13 protein-coding genes and 1 tRNA gene are annotated in these 18043 nt (G+C 31.2%); 3 read left to right on the forward strand and 11 right to left on the reverse strand.

Annotated features, from left to right (window positions below; genetic code table 11):
- The first annotated feature begins 48 nt into the window (after positions 1–48).
- Complete coding sequence (locus tag D6T69_RS00610; RefSeq protein WP_125065963.1) at positions 49–2376, forward strand: outer membrane beta-barrel family protein; 2328 nt, start codon at positions 49–51, stop codon at positions 2374–2376.
- 76 nt (positions 2377–2452) lie between these two features.
- Here D6T69_RS00610 and D6T69_RS00615 read toward each other — a convergent pair whose 3' ends face one another.
- The 4 genes from D6T69_RS00615 to D6T69_RS00630 are packed head-to-tail and all read right to left on the reverse strand — an operon-like array spanning position 2453 to position 9165.
- Positions 2453–5920 (reverse strand): efflux RND transporter permease subunit, encoded by a 3468-nt coding sequence (locus tag D6T69_RS00615; protein ID WP_125065964.1) that lies wholly within the window; start codon positions 5918–5920, stop codon positions 2453–2455.
- A 22-nt stretch (positions 5921–5942) separates the two neighbouring features.
- A complete protein-coding gene (locus D6T69_RS00620) occupies positions 5943–7127 on the reverse strand; it encodes an efflux RND transporter periplasmic adaptor subunit (RefSeq protein ID WP_125065965.1) in 1185 nt (394 codons plus the stop codon).
- An 11-nt stretch (positions 7128–7138) separates the two neighbouring features.
- The gene (locus D6T69_RS00625) at positions 7139–8551 is read right to left on the reverse strand and encodes a TolC family protein (protein WP_125065966.1); all 1413 of its coding nucleotides are present in this window, start codon (positions 8549–8551) and stop codon (positions 7139–7141) included.
- A gap of 5 nt (positions 8552–8556) precedes the next feature.
- On the reverse strand, positions 8557–9165 hold the full coding sequence (locus D6T69_RS00630) for a TetR/AcrR family transcriptional regulator (protein WP_125065967.1): 609 nt from the start codon (positions 9163–9165) through the stop codon (positions 8557–8559).
- Between the two features lie 126 nt (positions 9166–9291).
- Here D6T69_RS00630 and D6T69_RS00635 point away from each other — a divergent pair, with 126 nt between their 5' ends.
- Both D6T69_RS00635 and D6T69_RS00640 read left to right on the forward strand, forming a co-directional pair.
- Positions 9292–10263, forward strand: coding sequence for a polyprenyl synthetase family protein (locus D6T69_RS00635; RefSeq protein ID WP_125065968.1), 972 nt, complete (start codon positions 9292–9294; stop codon positions 10261–10263).
- Positions 10264–10316: 53 nt separating this feature from the next.
- A tRNA-Ile gene (locus D6T69_RS00640) sits at positions 10317–10390 on the forward strand.
- A gap of 866 nt (positions 10391–11256) precedes the next feature.
- Here the strand turns inward: D6T69_RS00640 and D6T69_RS00645 are convergent.
- The 7 genes from D6T69_RS00645 to D6T69_RS00675 all read right to left on the reverse strand — a co-directional run bounded on the left by D6T69_RS00645 (position 11257) and on the right by D6T69_RS00675 (position 17930).
- The gene (locus D6T69_RS00645) at positions 11257–12756 is read right to left on the reverse strand and encodes a carboxypeptidase regulatory-like domain-containing protein (RefSeq protein WP_125065969.1); all 1500 of its coding nucleotides are present in this window, start codon (positions 12754–12756) and stop codon (positions 11257–11259) included.
- A gap of 11 nt (positions 12757–12767) precedes the next feature.
- Complete coding sequence (locus D6T69_RS00650) at positions 12768–14117, reverse strand: CsgG/HfaB family protein (RefSeq protein ID WP_125065970.1); 1350 nt, start codon at positions 14115–14117, stop codon at positions 12768–12770.
- Between the two features lie 30 nt (positions 14118–14147).
- The gene (locus tag D6T69_RS00655) at positions 14148–14564 is read right to left on the reverse strand and encodes a curli assembly protein CsgF (protein WP_121146286.1); all 417 of its coding nucleotides are present in this window, start codon (positions 14562–14564) and stop codon (positions 14148–14150) included.
- Positions 14565–14575: 11 nt separating this feature from the next.
- Positions 14576–15265, reverse strand: a complete 690-nt coding sequence (locus tag D6T69_RS00660) for a CsgE family curli-type amyloid fiber assembly protein (protein WP_164506665.1) — start codon at positions 15263–15265, stop codon at positions 14576–14578.
- A gap of 51 nt (positions 15266–15316) precedes the next feature.
- Positions 15317–15712 (reverse strand): hypothetical protein, encoded by a 396-nt coding sequence (locus tag D6T69_RS00665; protein WP_125065972.1) that lies wholly within the window; start codon positions 15710–15712, stop codon positions 15317–15319.
- Between the two features lie 139 nt (positions 15713–15851).
- Positions 15852–16760 carry a hypothetical protein gene (locus D6T69_RS00670; RefSeq protein WP_125065973.1) on the reverse strand — a complete coding sequence of 303 codons (909 nt, stop codon included), beginning with the start codon at positions 16758–16760 and terminating at the stop codon, positions 15852–15854.
- Between the two features lie 546 nt (positions 16761–17306).
- Complete coding sequence (locus D6T69_RS00675) at positions 17307–17930, reverse strand: JAB domain-containing protein (protein WP_125065974.1); 624 nt, start codon at positions 17928–17930, stop codon at positions 17307–17309.
- Positions 17931–18043: the final 113 nt, after the last annotated feature.

Consider the following 18043-nt stretch of genomic DNA (forward strand, 5'->3'; position numbering starts at 1 on the left):
ATGCCTTTTAAATTCATCTTTGCTGCATAATTCAAATATTAAGTAATAATGAAAAAGCCTTTATTTATTCTACTACTATTTATTTCTATTCAGTTATCTGCTCAAATAACACTTACAGGTAAAGTTGTAGAAAGAAACACCAAACAACCTTTAGAATTTGCCACTATAATTTTAACCAACCCAACAACTAATGAAGTTATTGCTGGAGAATCTACTAATAGCCAAGGAGAATTTTTAATGAATATTAAAAAAGGTCAGTATAATATTAAAGTAGAGTTTATTGGTTTTAAAAACCATTCAATGAATAATGTTTCACTAACTAAAAACCAATCACTTCAAACTATTCTTCTTCAAGAGGACTTACAAGCCTTAGATGAAGTAGAAATTACAGCCGAGAAATCTACCACGGAGTACAAACTAGATAAACGTGTATTCAATGTTGGTAAAGATTTAGTTTCTAAAGGTGGTTCTGTTAATGATGTTTTAAATAATGTTCCGTCAGTAAGTGTAGATATTGAAGGTGGTATAAGCTTACGAGGAAACCCAAATGTTCGTATTTTAATTAATGGAAAACCATCTGTTTTAACCGCTAATAATGGTTTAGAATCAATTCCGTCAGAGAATATCGAGAAAGTTGAAGTAGTTACCAACCCTTCTGCTAAATATGATGCTAGTGGGACTGCCGGAATTATCAATATCATCTTAAAGAAAAATAAAAACGGTGGTTTTGGTAGCTCTTTACAGCTAACCACAGGAATTCCTGACAATCATAGCATCAACTACAATATGAACTACAAAAAAGAGAAATTCAATTTATTTTCTAATATTGGATATCGTTATATGTCTTTCGATGGAAATGGTTACTTGAACAGAACTAATCTCGATAATGGTACAATAACCTCTTATTCTAACAGAGTAACTAATACTACTAGAAGTCGTAATACTTTTAATCTTTATTTTGGAAGCGATTATTACATTAATGATAAAAACACACTTACTCTAAGTTACTACCATAGAAACAATACAAGTAAAAACAATGTTGATTATACCTTTAATTTTTTAGACAACACACAACAAACAGATAGCATTCTTACTACACAAGAATCATATAGAGAGCCTCAAAAAGCAAATCAAATTGAATTAAATTACGTAAAAACATTTGCTAAAAAAGGACAAAAATTTACCGCTAATTTTCAATACGATTTTTGGAATGATGACGAAAATGAATTAGTTAAAGAGCAACAACAGTTTCCTACAACCTCAGCTATAAACATTCTACAAAGTAGAGACATTGAAAGTAGTAAAGATTTTTTATTCCAAACTGACTTTAAACTACCTATCTCAGAAAAATCACATGTGGAAATGGGAATAAAAGGAGAAATTAGAAATATTGATAGCGACTATAAAGTTTGGGATAATGCTGTTATAATTGATAGTTTAAACAACTTATTAAAATATAATGAACGTATTTATGGAGCTTATGTTCAATATGGAAACAAAAAAAACAAACTTCAATACTTACTAGGTTTACGTGCTGAACATGCCAATACTGGAAGCACCGATAGAAATAATCAATTTAAAACTAGTAAAAAGTATACTGATTTATTCCCTACTGCCCATTTTACATACAGCTTTAATCAAGCTACTAATTTGCAATTAAGTTATAGTAGAAGAATTAGACGCCCTAGCTTTTGGCACTTAAATCCTTTTGGTGGAATTTCAGACCGTAGAAATATACGTGTAGGTAATCCTGATTTAAACCCTATGTACACGAATTCTTTCGAATTAGGCTTATTAAAAAGATGGAGTAAATTCACTTTAAACCCATCAATATATTACCAACGAACTACTAATGTGTTTGAAACTTTGGTTACAACAAACTCTTTTGGAGCTTTAATATCCAAACCTATCAACTCAGGAATAGAAAAAAGATTTGGTGCTGAATTAGCCATTCGATATTCTCCTTATAAATGGTGGAGGTTATCAAGTGAATTCAACTATTATTCTTTCGATCAAAGAGGAATATATACTGTTGATGACAACACATGGTCTACTCGTTTAAATTCTAGAATGAAATTTTCAAGATTAACCATTCAATCTAGCTTAAATTATCTTGGAGAAAGACAGAGCGGACAAATTTTTACTGAAGCTCAGTATAGAGCTAATATAGGTGTGAGCAAAGATTTTTGGAACGACAAAGCCACACTTACTTTAAACATGAACAATATTTTTGATTCTAGAGTAAGTAAACAGTTAATTACTGGTGAAAATTACATCGCAACAAGGTATGACAAACCTGTTGGTAGATACTCTTCTGTAACTTTTACTTATCGATTTAACAGGACAAAAAAGGACAGAGATCGACTGCCTGATTAACTTTTTGTTTTATACCATTAAAAAAGGGTTAAAAGTAATTTACTTTTAACCCTTTTTACAGTTAACAAAAAATCAATTATAAAACGCTACGTAACCACATTTTAAACTTAGTGATTAAGTAGAATAATATCGGTACTACAATTAATGTTAAGAAGGTCGCTATAAATAATCCGTAAATAACAGTCCATGCTAATGGACCCCAGAAAATTACGTTATCCCCTCCTACATATATATGCGGATTTAACTCACTAGCTAAGGTAAAGAAATTAATATTTAAACCTGTTGCTAATGGAATTAACCCTAAAATGGTTGTGATAGCCGTTAATAATACTGGACGTAAACGTGCTTTTCCTCCTCTAATTACAGCTTCTCCCAAAGTATGCACATCTACAAATTCATCTTCAGACAATCCTTGCTCTACTTTCTTTCTATCTATCAGTAACTGGGTATAATCAAGTAATACCACCCCATTGTTTACTACAATACCAGCCAGCGAAATAATTCCCATCATGGTCATCATAATTACAAACGGCTTAGCTGTTATAATTAACCCTCCAAATACACCTATTAAACTCAAGAAGATAGCTAGCATAATAATTGCTGGCTTAGAAACTGAGTTAAACTGGAAAATTAAAATCAAGAAAATTAATCCTAAACCTCCAAAAAATGCTTTCATTAAGAACGCCATTTGTTTGTTTTGCTCTTCAATTTGCCCTGTGTAATCAACTTTTACTGAATCTGGTTTTTCAGTAAACGTCTTCATTTCATTTTGAATTTTTGACACAATCGCTGCAGCATCTGTATATCCTGGGGCTAAAGCTGAATATACCGTTACCACTCTTTTTACATCTTTATGCTTAATGGCACTAAACCCTGAGGTATTTGTTTGTTTTGCTACTGCTGACACAGGTATTTCTTTAATAGTACCTGAAGACATATCTCTAAAAGTAATTTTCTGATTGAAAATTGCACTTTTATTATATCTGTTTTCTTTATTAAAGCGAACGTAGATATCGTAGTCATCTCCATCTTCTTTATAAACTCCTGCTTTCGAACCAAAAATAGCATTACGCAACTGGTTTCCTACTTGTGATGAATTCACTCCAAGTTCTCCAGCTTTTTTGCGATCAACATTTACTAACATCGATGGTTTAGATTTATTTACATCAATCTTTAACTCATCAATACCAGCAATACTTTTTGAGTTGATGAAATCTCTCATTTTTTCAGCAGTATTAATTAATTCTGCATAATCATTTCCTTCTAACTCAATATTGATAGGATATCCTGCTGGTGGACCTACTGCTTCTTTTTCTACAGAAATTTCTAATCCAGGGTAAATTCCTCTTAATGCTTCGGTTACTTTTCTTTGTAATTCTTTACTATCTGCTCCTCTACGAAATTTATATTCACGCATGGAAGCAGTAATTTTCCCTCTATGAGGCATTTCTGCGGTTGAACCTCCATCAGTTTGTGGATTTCCCGATCCTGCTCCTACTTGTGAAACAGCACTTTCTACTAAGAAATTATAACCGTTGTCTACATATTCTGGTGAGTTTAATACTTTATATACACGCTCTTCCAAATCTTTCATTATCAGATTTGTCTTTTCAATGTCAGTTCCTTGAGGATACTCGATATACACAATAATCTGGTTTGGTGTGTTATCTGGGAAAAACTCAACTTTTGTACGTTGACTTCCTATTGAGGCTCCAAAACCTCCAAAAGCAATAAATAATAAAACAAACGTACCTAAAGAAATAACATACGGCCTCCAGCCTCTTAGAGCTGCTCTTAACATTCTTTCATAAAAACGTTCCCATCGTGGTAATACTGTATTTTGAAAACGATTTGCCCATGGGCGTAATGCCAATCGATACACCCACAACATAATGGCTGTAAATATCATTACCGTTCCTAACGCCCTATACGTTCCTCCTAAAAATGCTATCAACAACCCTATCACCGCCATTACTGATGACAAGATTATGATACGTCTTAATGGCATATTTTTATCTTCAACACTCATAAATTGTGATACTAACACTGAGTTAAAAAATATTGCCACAAACAATGACGAACCTAATACTACAGATAATGTTACAGGAAAATAAATCATAAACTGCCCCATAGTTCCTGGCCACATTCCTAATGGAACAAAGGCTGCCACTGTAGTTAAGGTTGAGATAATAATTGGAAAAGCAATTTCACCGATACCTTTCTTAGCTGCCTCAATTCTAGGCATCCCTTCATCCATTAAACGGTAAACGTTTTCAACAACAACAATTCCGTTATCTACTAACATTCCAAGTCCCATAATTAATCCAAAAAGAATCATAGTATTCATGGTATATCCTAGCCAACTCAAGATCATTAATGACATGAACATTGACATTGGTATTGCAAATCCAACAAATAGGGCATTTTTGAACCCTAAGAAGAACATTAATACTAAAACTACTAGGATAACCCCAAAGATGATATTATTTACCAAATCATCTACCTGACCAATAGTTTTTGAAGATTGATCGTTAGCAATGGTTACTTTTAAATTACTTGGAAATATGTTAGCTTTGGTATCTTCTACAATTTTCTGAATTTTTTCAGCAGCCTCCACCATGTTTTTTCCTGAACGTTTTTTAACATCCAACATCACTACCGCTTCTCCAAACTCACGCGCGTAGGTAGTTTTATCTTTATCTTTAAAAGAAACCTTTGCTATGTTTTTAAGGTAAATTGAGTTTCCTTTTTCTGATTTTACGACAAAGTCTTGTAATTCTTGCGGATCTTCAATCTCTCCTAAAATTCTAACAGTACGTCGCTGTCCACTAGCAATTAAATTACCTGCCGACATTGTTAAGTTACCTCCATTTATCGAATTGATAACATCTTGGAAACTTACTTGTGCTGCCATCATTTTGTAAATATCAACAGCTACCTCAACTTCTTTTTCTTCTGCACCACGGATATCTACTTTTTTAATCTCTTGTAAATCTTCAATTTCATCTTCTAAATACTCACCAAATTCTTTTAATTTATCTACTGGATAATCTCCCGAGATATTGATGTTTAAAATTGGCATTTCTTCAGAAATACTTAGCTCAAAAACATTTGGTTCTACTTTGGCTCCGTTAAATGTAGGCCAATCTTCTCCTGACGTTTCTTGATCTATTTCATCTTTTACCTTTTGTTTAGCTTGATCTACTGATATATTTTCGTCAAACTCAACAATTACCATTGAGTAATCTTCCTGCGATGTAGACGTAATTTCTACTACATTACTTACCGTTTTAAGCCTATCTTCTAACGGATCAGTTATCAACTTTTCAATGTCTTCTGCTGTATTTCCTGGATACAGAGAACTTATATAAATTTTGGTTTCTCTAATTTCTGGGAAATTTTCTCTTGGCATACTTAAAAAGGCAGAAATACCTGTTATAAGTATCATAACCATCATTACGTAGATAGTTGTTTTATTATTTATTGCCCAAGAAGATAAACCAAACTCTTTATCTACTTGCTTTTTTTGTTTTTTATCAGTCATTAGACGAATAATTTTTGGTGTCTTATTTTGCTTCTTCTGAAAGAGTTAATACCTTAACCTCTTGTCCGTTTTTTACACTACGAGCTCCTTCTTCAATAATTTTTGTTCCGCTTTCAATTCCGCTTAAAACTTCAATAATATCTCCTTGCGTTTTCCCTGTAGTTATAATTGTTTGCTTAGCAGTTCCGACCTCATCTTTGATATCTTCTACCACATACACATACTGTTCTCCATTAGCATTTTCTGAAATAATACTTTGAGGAATTAAAATTGCTTTCTCATTAGAGTAATCGTTGATTTTTAACTTTGCTGTTAAGTTAGGCTTAATCTTACCCTCATGGTTAGGCACACCTACTTCTACTTTAAACGTTCTATTGGCTGGATTAATAAAATTACCTGCTTGACGAATTTTAGAAGTTAACTTTTCTCCTAAAACAGGAAACTCAACTTCTACATTTTTTCCTTTCTTAATAGAAGTAATGTAACTTTCAGGTACATCTGTTTCGATATACATGTTTTTTAGGTTTACAATTCTAAAAACTTCTGACCCCATTCCTGGAGCAACTACAGTTCCTTGCTCTTTAATTACATCATCAATTACTCCTGAAAAAGGTGCAGTAATTACCGATTTTGCTAATTGTCTTCTTAATTGACTAACCGCATTGGTTTGTGCTTCATAATTAGTTTTTGCTTGTAAAAACTGAATTTCAGATCCTATTTTTTGGTCCCATAAACGCTTTTGACGCTTATACGTTGTTTCTGCTAATGCAGCTTGCGCTTCTATTTGAGCTAATTGATTAGCTAAACCTCCATCGTCAATTTTTGCTAAGGTTTGTCCTTTTTTAACATACTGTCCTTCTTTCACATAAATACGTACTAGAAGCCCTGGCATTTCTGGGTAAATTAATACATTTTGTTTTGTTTGTACAGCTCCTTGCAATTCTAAATAGTGATCAAAAACCTCTTCCTTTGCTGAAAGAACTGTAATTAATGGAACTTTTTTGTTTGTATCTAATTCAGAAATTTTGTCGTTTAAAATCTTAATCTCATCAGATAGTGTTTGCATTTGTGTATCTAACGACGCTTTTTTCTCTCTAATTTTAGCTAAATCATTAGAAGCTATTACGTCTTGTACAGATTGCTCTTTTTTACCTCCACATGAGGCTAAAAGCAATGTAATTGCGAATAGTGAATATATTTTTCTCATTATAGTTGATTTTATTTTAGTGGTATGTTTAATGCGTTTTCTAATTGTGCTTTCTTAGCAATTACGTTCAACATAGATTGTACATAATTGTTCTGTTGTGTGTATAACTGATTTTGTGCTTGTAGTAAATCGAAGCTTGAAGAAATTCCTTCAAAAAACTTTACTTGTTGCTTTTTTTCTATTCGTTCAGCTAACGCTAAATTTTTCTTCGCTGTTTCGTAGTTTTCAATTCCTAATTGATACTCGCTTTTAGCTCTTTGTACTTGTAGGTTTAACTTTTGCTTTGCTTCTTCTAAGCGGATATCTGCACTTTCTAATGCTATTTTTGCTTGCGCCGTTCTTGAACTTCTTCCCAAACTACTAAAAATAGGCACATTTAAGGTTACTCCAAATAACGAATAGTCAAACCACTTTTGATTACTATCTAAGAAATTAAAATCGTCTGAATTGGCATTAGCTCCATAATTTATAAATGCTGATAAACTTGGTAAAGCTTTACTTTGTTCTAACTTCATTAATAAACGTTTACTTTCTCTATCGTTTTGAGCTATTTTATAATCGATATGATTATCAATATTAAATTGAGTAGCTAATAAGCTTAAATCGGTATTATCAATAACCAAATTATCTAAGGTAGAAGTTAGTGTTAATTTGGTATCAATTGAGTTACCTAGAGAAACATTTAACATTTGGTATGCTATTTCTTTTAATCGTTCAGCATTCCTTAGATTACTTTCAACGTTTCCTAAAGTAATTTGTAACTGCTCTACATTTTCTAACTCTGTCAACCCATTGTCGTAGGTTTTTTGAGTTTCATTCAAGTTTTTCTCTAATATTTTCTTGTTATTCTCTAAAATCTCAATTGATTTTTCAGTAACTAATACATTTCCATAAGCATTAATAACAGCTTCACGCGTTGCTAATTCTGTTTTCTCCTTTGCTTGTTCAGATATTTTCAAGTATGTTTTTGCCGATTGTAACCCTACCAAATACGAACCATCAAAAATTAATTGAGATAATGTGACTGATGCATTCATTGTTTGCTTTGTTCCAAATCGCAAAGGAATAAAGCCTGTTGGTGTTGTTACTTCATTTCCATTTCTTACGACTCCATCAAAATATTCCTCTACAATATCTATGGTACTTTGTGTATTATCAAAAGCTGCAACTGGCAGTAAAGAAACTTGTTGTTTTATCCAGTTTTGATAATCAACTTTTCCATTAATTTGCGGTAAACCTATTGTAGTAGTTTCCCATTTTTTCTTTTTAGCTGCTTCTATATCATTTAAAGACACTTTATTCTCGTAACTGTTTTTTATAGCATAATCAATTGCCTCTTGCATTGATAAACTCATTTCTTTTTCTTGAGCAAATAGGTACCCCGTAAAAAAGAACACAAATACACCATATATGTATTTCCTCATTGTTTTTAGTTTTTGTTTATGTTTTTTAATTGTTTTTCTAATTCTTGTACTCCTTTTGGAGTAGCTATAGCCCTAATATGATACTCTAAAATTTCATATTCAATTTCCATAACCTCTTGCATATCGTTGCTGTATAGTTCGCTTTCAAATACACCAAAAACCAGTGTAAAATAAAAGTTGACTAAAAGGTCTCCTTTTATGTTTGCTCTGTATAAACCTTGTTCAATTCCTTTCTTTAAATTATCTACATTACAGTCTCTAAACATGCAAACCTCACGTTCTATTAGCTTTGTATACGTTTCTGGATAGTACTTCTTTAATTGGTACATAGGTGAAGTTTTTGCATTTTTAAACATTTCTTTAAAAATTGCCTTCACAGCAAACTCCTCTTCTACAGCATTGTAATTTTGGCTTTTAACCATATCAATCGTTTCACTTATTGTATTATGAACCGATTCCGTACTAGCATCTACCAAAGCTGTTTTATTTGAAAAATACTTGTATAATGTTTTTTTAGACATTCCAAGCTCTTTCGCAATATCATCCATCGTTGTGCTTTTAAACCCAAGGGTTAAAAACATTTCTCCAGCTTTATTAATTATTTTATCTCTCATAATTGTTTGCAAATGTACAATAGGAAACTCTAGAAACAAAAAAAGTTTCCAGAGTTTTAATCTTTTTTTAACATTACGTTATAGTTAAAATTTATCTTTACCTTATTTTTACAAAAATTTTCAAATTTGGACATATTATCATATCAATCAGACTTTATAACTTTTTTAGAATCTCAGAAATTTACAAGAGAACCTAAAAACCTTTACCAACCAATAGATTACATCTTAAGATTAGGAGGAAAAAGAATTCGTCCAATATTAACCTTAATTGCTGCTGATGTATTTTCAAACGATTATCAAAAAGCATTACCAGCTGCATTTGCTGTTGAAGTTTTTCATAACTTTACTTTAGTGCATGATGACATAATGGATGACGCTCCTTTAAGAAGAGGAAAGGAAACTGTACATGAAAAGTGGAATATAAATACTGGGATTCTGTCAGGTGACGCTATGCTTATTCTAGCTTATCAATATTTTGAAAATTATGAACCTGAAATTTTTCAAAAGCTGGCACAATTATTTAGCAAAACTGCTTTGGAGGTTTGTGATGGACAGCAATTAGATGTTGACTTTGAAACTAGAAATGATGTAACCATTGATGAGTATATTAAAATGATTACATTAAAAACATCTGTTTTAGTTGCTGCTGCTTTAAAAATGGGCGCTATTGTTGCAAAAGCAGATGAAGAACAAGCTCAACACTTATACAACTATGGTTTAAACCTAGGTATTGCTTTTCAATTACAAGATGATTACTTAGACACTTTCGGAGATCCTGAATCTTTTGGAAAACAAGTTGGCGGTGACATTATTGAAAACAAGAAAACCTACCTTTACTTAAAAGCTTTAGAAGTTGCAAATAGCACTGACAAAGAAAATTTACTAAATCTTTACAACGGAAAGCAAAAAAATAATACTGAAAAAGTAACCACTGTTTCGGCTATTTTTAAAGAAAATAACATCCCAGAAGAGACACACAAACTTATTGAGTACTACACAGATAAGTCTTTCGAAAGCTTAAACCACCTTAACATTTCTAATAACCATAAAGAAGGGTTACGCGCTTTTGGAAAAAATTTAATGAGCAGAAAAGTGTAAAAAAATAGGTTTTTATTTAAAAAAGTTTTTATTTTTGCAATCCAAATTTAACGGGTCCTATAGCTCAGTTGGTTAGAGCACCTGACTCATAATCAGGGGGTCCATGGTTCGAGCCCATGTGGGACCACTTTTAAACCCTTGAAAATGTTGATTTTCAAGGGTTTGTTTTTTAACAAGGAAAGCAGAGGGGAAAGAAAAAATATAAATAAACACCTTACCCTTTTTAGTTTCGCTTCTTTATTTTTTAAATTAACCACCCCTATCCATTATTCTTTTTCCAAAAAGCATCACAAATTAAGGTTTTACATCTGTTATCATTCTTAGCATTCCTCTTTTATTAATTACTCCTTCTATTTTATGGTCTAAAGGAGTAACCTCTTTAATCCCGGATGAGTTTTTTGTCTTTTTATGTTGAACAGTTATAAATTCATCATCCGTGTTAATTTCAAGTAAGTTAAGAAAGTCAGAGACTCTTAAACCTACCCAAAAACCAATAATAACTATATCTCTACAATCTTCTAATTTTTTATCGTTATAAAATCATGATTAAAAGTCTGTCAATATCTTTTTCGCAGAGCTACAAACACACTTTTTTCTTTGATAACGGAAACTCTCTGGATCACAAAAGCAATTTTAATCAACTAATTAATAGTGTTTTGTTTTTTTAAGGGTAAGTTTTGTGGTGATTTGTTGTAAGTAAGTGTTAGTTAAAAATAGATGTTTTTTAAATTGAATTATTTGCTTTTACTTCTCCTTAATTTTCTAATACTAACATTAAATTAATTATCAAACCCAAAAAACTCCTTAACTTCAATAGCAAAAGCAATTTCACCTCCAATTAAAATAATAATTATCCCAAACTCTTTTAAAACCAGTAATCAATTCTTCATTTCTTTTTATAATCAATGATAAAATATTACTATTATTAAGTTTTAACCAAGAAAAAAGCGAACGTTTTTAACGCTCGCTCTCTCAGTAATTGTTAGTTCTCTTTTACTCCCAATCTGGCATTGTAGCATTTTCAAACAATGCTGTTCTTGTTGTAGACCCTTCACTAAAAGGTACTTTATAAATTGTTCTTGTGGAAATTCCATCATTGGATGTATTCACAAAGATAATTTCAGCCTCATTAGGTGATAAGCGTGGGTCTAAATCATTTGTTCCATCAGCTTTTCCTTCTGATAAATCAGTAACTTCTGCTGTAGCAAACTCATATAAAAAGATATGACTATTTAGTAGTCTATAATTACTCGATTCATATTCAGAAATATCTCTAGTGTATAACAGCGAGCTTCCATCTATTGTAAAATTAATCCCTCCTGCAGCTCCTTGTACTCCTGTTAAAACATTGTCAATTATATTTCCTGTCATATCAATCGTATAGATTTGTACATTATACCCACTTGTATTATTGGTTTTCAGTGCTATTTTAGATTCATCATTACTCCAATCGCATTCAGTAATATAATTACCATCTATTGTTTGATATATTTGCTGTAAACCGCTTCCATCTTTATTTATCAAATATAATTTATCGTAATGCGGATATATGATTCGATCTCCATTTGAAGACCAAGAGAAATCAACTTCGTTTAAATCAAACGCAACTACAGGAACATTAGAAGTAACTTTTTTAACACCTGAACCATCTGTATTCATTGTATAAATGTGAGTTTCGTTATTGTCTGTCCGTAAGAAGGCAACCAAATTCGCTGCTGAATTTTTTCTAGGTCTCCAGGAGTTTGTGGTTGGGGAGGTTAACAAAAGTTCATTTATTGGCGCTTCATTAATATAGTCTCCTGAGTAAATAACATTATTTCCCTCTTCCTGTCTTGTATAAAAGTATCTATTATCAGGTGTTGATGTTACTTTAAATGTACTTACAGTACTTAATACTTCTGCATTAATATTATCTGAAGCAGCTACTTGCCAAAAATATTTTACTCCAAATTTTAAATCGGTTACCGTATACAAAGTGTCTTTTACATTTTCAAAAGATATAACATCATTATTAAAGTCGTTTTTAATCTCTATTCTGTATGTTATTTCATCTTCATCTGGGTCGGTTGATTTAAAACTTAATTCTACCGTGTTATTTACATCTTCTATACCACTTACTGGGGATCTTAATTCTGGAGCAGTTGGAGGGTCGTTTAAAGCTGTTTCTATATCTAATTCAAAAACTACATTAATTTCTGCCTCTGCTCCTAAACCCACAGGTTCAAAACCTGTTAAAAATCCTTCTTTAGTTGCACTTACGGAATAGTCTTGTGCTGGCACATTTTCCATTAGAAAGTAACCATCTTCATCTGTAAAAGTTGTATTATTGGTTGGTGACAATGTAATTTTAGCATTGGCTATTGGTTCAAAACTTCTCTTTTTAACTACACGCCCTTTAATAGTGCCAAATTCAACAAAATCCACAGTATCTTCACTACAGTTAAATAAGGTTACACACATTAAAAGTATTGTTATTTTTATTATGCTTTTCATTACTTTTTTTCTTAAAAATAAACATTTATACCTGCTCCTATTCTCCAAATAAAATCGTTTCTTTTTCCTCTAACTAACTTATCTAAATTATCTGAGCCTAAAAGATAGTTTTCTCCATAAAGAGTTAAACCTATTTTATTGGTTATTAAATACTCTAATCCCAGACCATACTGAAATTTAAACATAGGATTATCTAGGTTTTTTTCTAAAACCGATCCAATCCCAACATACGCATAAGGTGTTAACCTATCATAAGGCAACATATTGTATTCTAAAAATAGACTTGATGTTAAAAATGTATTCTCAAAAGATCTTTCATTTTCTAGTGAAAACTTACCTATACTTCCTCCAAAACTAAATCTTGGATCCTTAAAAAAGTACCTATATTTTAAGTCAAACCCAAACCTTGCAACTGGATTTGAATAATCACCAGAAATTATTGAAGTTCCTCCCATAACACTCATTGAATTAATAGCCCTTCTTTTTTCTTGTTTTCTATTAAACAATAAAGTATTATCTGCTTCATTTTTTTCTTTTAAATATTCTTTTTTAAAGAGATTAACAACCGTATCACCTCCTTGAGGAGTCCATAAACCATCTACAACACCTTCTATAATTAACTGCTCTACTGCTTTATCTATAGCTTCTTTTACAGCTAATTGCATAGGTTCGTTTTTGGTTACTCCAGTTTCTACTTCTAACAATCTTCTTAAAGAAACATATCTATATAAGTTTGCTGAAATTCCTTGCGAGAGTATTGTTTTTGAGACATAAATATTTTTTAAGATTTGTCCGTTTGATGTAGATACAGCTCTTAAATACACTGTTATTCTATCCTCTCTATATTGGTTAGATGCTCCCGCTCCAAAATATCGAACTCCTGAACCCCCTGTAATAATATTAGAATCATAAGAAACCACACCTCCTTCTAAAATAATTCCAGCAAAAAGTAATGGTGGCATTTTTGTAGAATTAACTCCTTGGTATTCTTGCCTTGTAGACCTTATTATTTGTCGTTCATTTAATAAGTTAGCAATGTTTTCTCTTTCTATTGGAGTAAACCATTTTGATTCTTCTAATGATTTTAATAAAATTGATGTACCTCCTTGCGTTACCGCAGTACTAAATGTAGAACCGTTTTCAGTAGGCTTGTATTGTCCTGTTTGATCTCTAAATTTATAAACTCCTACGATTATTTTTTCGACAGGTTTAATGTTTTTAATTAAATCGTTTTGTAAAGAGGTGTTTTCTCCTATTCTAGCATTCGTTGTCTGAAATGGCTGATTAAGGTATGCTCCACAACTAGAAAACAAGATAAAACTTAATAAAGAGAATAATAATTTGAGTAATAGTTTTCTCATAAAATTTAAGTTATAGTTAATCGTTTTGTTTTAATTGTTTGGTATTATTATCTGTGTTTGTTCACCAGTTTGTGTGTTTAAAATATTCACTGATAATCCCCCGCTTGTAGGTGTAACTTCTACTACTAAAGACCCAAATACATAAGTTCCTACAGTTAATCCTTGATCTCCAAACTGTTCTTGAAATAGGTCTTGCGACAATGAATTTAGTAATTGCCTGTTTAAGCTATTTGTAAAATTTTCTAAATCTGAAGGCTGTTGAAAAGGATCTTGTCCTTCTTCTTGAAAGTCGTTTTGTGCATTAGCTGAAGCCAAAATTTGCTGATACCCGAATGGATTGTTTCCTCCAAAAAACGGATTTACCGGTTTATAAACTAGTTCTTGTGAAAAAGCAAATGAGCTTAGTAAAAATAAAACTATTGTTATAAGTTTGGTTACTATTTTCATAATTTACTTTTTTAAATTTTATAACTTAATAATGTGTTTCTCTGTTTTGAATAACTACTTAATCTTACCAAAGATGCTTTAACAGCTCGTTTAAGAAAATCTTCTCCTGGCATAGTCATAAACTCAAAAATCTTTTTATCATCAGCTTCAATAATTAAAACTGTAGTTCTTCTTAATCCTGGTTTTTCTTTTATTTTTATGATAAAAGGATATTTTAAGCCTGAGAGCAGATACTCTTGATAAAAAAAGTCATAAAAGTCTTTTCCTATTTTTGTTATTGCTTCTTCAATAACCAATCCTTTTAATATAAAATTAGACTCATCTATTTTTTCTTTATTCATTACACCTACCTTTTTAGGTATTATTACTAGAGTGTCTTTATCTATTAATTTTTTCCTGTGCCTTATAAATAAATAAGCTCTTAATTCTTCATCAGGGTTTAAACTCAATCTTATTAATGAAAGCTCTTTTTTCTCGTTAGGTTTTAAAGAAAATTCTCCCGATTGTTTATTGTTAGAATAGTTTCCTTCTTTATTCTTTTTTAGTACTAATAAGTTATAATTAAGCTCATCTTTAAACAACACTCCTTCGTTTTCAGCTTCTGCTTTTACAGTTATAAAATTATCTTTTTTAAGAACAAGTATTTTAGCTTTAACATTGCTTATTTCTTGAGCAAAGCTTGTAGTTATACACAGTAACAATAGAGTGACATATTTTAAAACGTTTCTAAAAAAAATAAACCTTAACATTTTTTAATAATTCCTAACTATAATTGTTTTATAATTAGATTTTTGAATGATTTTTACATTTTCCATCAAAGAGTTTGTTCCATAAATAAGCAATGAATTAGCATTACCTTCTTGAAGAGTATTTATTTTTGTTGGTGAGTTATTATAATAATCTATGAAATTATAATAGTTATCTCTACCTTTTTGCCCAATCAACTGTATGTCATTTATTCCGTTTTTAACTTCTGCAACATTATTAACTCCTAACTGATTTATTGATAAATCATAATTATCAATCGATTTATCATAATCTTGTAAATTATTTAATGAGTTAATATTTTTTTCTAAAACTAGAAAAGAAGCATCACTTCCTATTTGAGGTACAGACACAAAGTAAGTAGATGTATTTTGTTGTGTCATAGCTTTTAAACTAAATATTAATAGGATTATACACAATATCATTTTTATCCTTCTCATCATTACTTTAGTTTCTTATTAATAAGGGAGAGGAAAAGAAAACCCTCCCATTCTCCCTTATCTTTGTTGCTTAATTAAAAATTTATAATCCTGTTTGTTCAACACAAGCTTTGTTCATGTAACCTGCCTGTCCAATAAAACTAGCGTTTCCAGAACCTTGTGCATCTTGAATAACAGAAGCATGATTTTCTACACCAAATTGACTAATTAAACTTAAGTTAATCCCTGCATCTGCATTTTGATCAACGCAAGCTTTGTTACCCCAACCTGTTTGTGCAATACCAGAAATATTTAAACCTCCATTTGAAGATTGATTTGTAGAAGCTACATTTCCGTTGCCAAACTGAGCAATACCATCTATATTAAAGCTACCTCTTTGAACTTGTTTAGCTTTATTATAATTACCAATTTGTAAAATACCCGCTACACTTCCTGGCGCACCATTAGTTCCTGTGCTTTGATCTTGATGAGCAAAGTTTCTTCTACCTGATTGTGCTACAATAGCTACATTATTATCATAACGTTGTTTTTGAATAGAAGTGTTTTGACGTCCTGTTTGATAAGCATAAGCTCTGTTGTTTTCTGCCCAACCTACACCAACATCTTGTTGTGCATAGTTTTTATATCCTACTTGATTTACAAAACCAGAGTTATAATCTCCATGTTGTTTAATGTCGGTTTCGTTCTTTCTTCCTCTTTGATATACAGTAGCTTCATTTCCCAAACCTCCTGAAAACCCTTGATTCTGACCATCTTGATCAATTTTAGACAGGTTTCCAACTCCGGTTTGAACAACACTTGCGTCATTCATATGTCCTGTTTGATCTACATAACTTGTGTTAATTACGGCTCCTCTATTTCCATAGGAAGGTCCTACTTGCGAAACTGAACATCCAAGACAATTAGCTTTAGGTGTTGGTAATGGATTAGCGAACTGTGCAAAAGCTGTTCCTGAAGCTAAAAAAATAGCTGCTAATAAAAAATTTTTCATAATAGATAATTTTAAAATACGTTAGTTAATTTTTAGCATACTCTATCTACGACAAGCATACAAATAGTAATGATGCTTATTGTGGGAGAATGCTAGTAAATAAGGGTAAGATAAAATTATGGGGTAAAATGCAAAGGTTAGTTTGATAACCGTGATTACATCCATCAGTTTAAAATAAAACTGTAAGAAACTATATATAGTTTGTCTGTTTAAACGTAGCTAATATACGATTTTTTCAGTTTCAAAAACCAATAAAGATTTCTTTACTTTTAAAAAAAGTGAATAAGAGAAGCCAAAAACACGCTATAAACGTAGCCTTTAGCTTTACATTTCTTTATCCTTAATTTAAAAAAAGGGGAGAATCCCCCTTTTTTTTAATGTATTTTCTTCTTTAAAATAAGTTACTTTATCTAATAAACAAAAGTTTTTTATTTCTTGTTAAGTAGTATTTGTCTTTTTGCTTCTTTACTTTATTCGATTAGTCTGATTAGGGAAAATAAAAGTATTAACGAATTAATTTTGTTACCTTATAATTAGAAATTTGTTTTACGACCTTTTCACTCGTAGTTTTTTTACTTCTTCAATCGTAAGACCTGTGTTTTTAGCAATTAACTCGTTATCTAATCCGCTTCTTTTAAAAGCTTTAGCAATTTCAATGGCTTTTTTCTTTTCAGCTATTTCAGCAGCTTCTTTTTTTAGACGCTGTTCTAACACATATTTAGGTACATATTTAGTGCTTTTTTTAAGTTCGTCTAGTAATCCAGTATCTTCAAAACTTAGATAGCTTTTGTCGGATATTATAAGGTGGTCTACCACTTCGGTATCTACAATAATACCTACTTGTATTAAACGGTCAGAAATATCTTTATCAGCCTCAGAAGGTTTTAATTCCCCACTAGGATGATTATGACATAATATGATTTTAACAGCTCTTTTTTGCAGCGCAAAGCTAAATACCTCCATAGGCTCTACCAAGGTTGCATTGACAGTTCCTAAACTTATTAGCTCAATAAAAAGAATACGGTTGTTATTTGCTAAACCAATAACCCAAAAGTGCTCACGATTTTGGTCTATTTTATTATCTCTTAATAAAATGCGTTGCATAATTCCGTAAATATCATCGGAATTTAGAATCTTTATCTTCTCTTGTTCTGTCAATTTTATGTCCATAAAAACAAATGTAAGATTTTATTGTTTACAAATCATACACTTCTAAAAACTGTCTAACCTCACTAGGGCATAGCTTTTTTATGTTTAGCAACCTCAATAGACAAATTTCGATT

It is taken from the genome of Tenacibaculum singaporense (assembly GCF_003867015.1).
Classification (GTDB): domain Bacteria; phylum Bacteroidota; class Bacteroidia; order Flavobacteriales; family Flavobacteriaceae; genus Polaribacter; species Polaribacter singaporensis.